Source organism: Streptomyces sp. Isolate_45 (genome assembly GCF_024721315.2).
Taxonomy (GTDB): Bacteria; Actinomycetota; Actinomycetes; order Streptomycetales; family Streptomycetaceae; genus Streptomyces.
Genome location: NZ_JANFAK020000374.1, coordinates 1 through 1,047, shown reverse-complemented (window position 1 = coordinate 1,047; position 1,047 = coordinate 1). Strand labels below are relative to the sequence as shown.

Below are 1,047 nucleotides of genomic sequence, written 5' to 3'. Positions count from 1 at the left end.
CGTACCCCGGGCGTCGTGCGCCGTCGGTTGGCCGGCTGGCCGCGCTGGATCGGGTACGTGGCCTTCCTGGTGCTGCTCGCCTACGGACTGGCCCAGACGTACTGGGCGTTGGGCGGCGCCGGTTTCCCCTTCGGGGCCGATGACGCCAACCCCGAGTACTCGGCCTTCGAGCACGTGGGTCGTGACCGGCTCGCCCCGTGGCTGGCCGTCGGTTTCCTGCTCAGTGCCGGGGTCGCGTTGTTGTTGGCCCTGCCCGGCAGGCGGCGGGTGCCCACCGGGGTCCTGCTCGGTGCGACGGCCGCCTCGGGCGCCGCGGTGTTCTTCACGCTGGCCGACTTCCGGATCCTGGGGAACCTGGCCTACGTCTTCATGTTGAAGTTCGGTGCCATCAACTGGACGGTCATCAATCAGGTGTTCGCCGTGACGGCGGTGGCCCTGATGGCCGCCTCGGCGATCGCCTACCAGCGTCGGACCACCGACGCCTGTGGCAACTGCGGTCGCACCGGGGCCGGCGCCGAATGGACGTCACCGGCCTCCGCCGCCCGCTGGGGCAGGAAGGCCGCCTGGACTGCGGTCGTCGTACCGCTCCTGTACGCCACCACCCGTTGGGCCTGGGCGCTCGGTTACCCCTTGGGGATCTCCGACGAACTGTGGCAGGAGGGCAAGGAGGACCACCTGTGGATCCTGGGCGCGGCCCTGGCCACGATGGGCGCGCTCGGTTCCCTGCTGACGCTGGGGCTGGTGCAGCGCTGGGGTGAGGTCTTCCCCCGGTGGATGCCGGGCCTGCGCGGCAGGCGCGTACCGATCAGCCTGGCGGTCGTCCCGGCCTGGCTGGTCTCCCTGATGGTGACGATCGCCGGGGTCATGTACATCCGGCTGCACTTCCAGGGTGCCTTCGACAACGAGAGGGACGACTGGGGCGCCACGGTTCCCGAGACGATCTGGCCCGTGTGGGGCATCGCCCTGGCCGCGGCCGCCCTCGCCTACTACTTCCGCCGCCGCGGTACCTGCGGGCACTGCGGACGCGGCTGACCCGGCGCCTTCGAA

The 1,047-nt window shown here is 71.2% G+C and carries 1 protein-coding gene; it reads left to right on the top strand.

Annotated elements, in window-relative coordinates; translation table 11 throughout:
- Positions 1-15: 15 nt before the first annotated feature.
- Positions 16-1,032 (top strand): hypothetical protein, encoded by a 1,017-nt coding sequence (locus tag NOD94_RS41145; RefSeq protein ID WP_281211357.1) that lies wholly within the window; start codon positions 16-18, stop codon positions 1,030-1,032.
- Positions 1,033-1,047 lie beyond the last annotated feature (15 nt).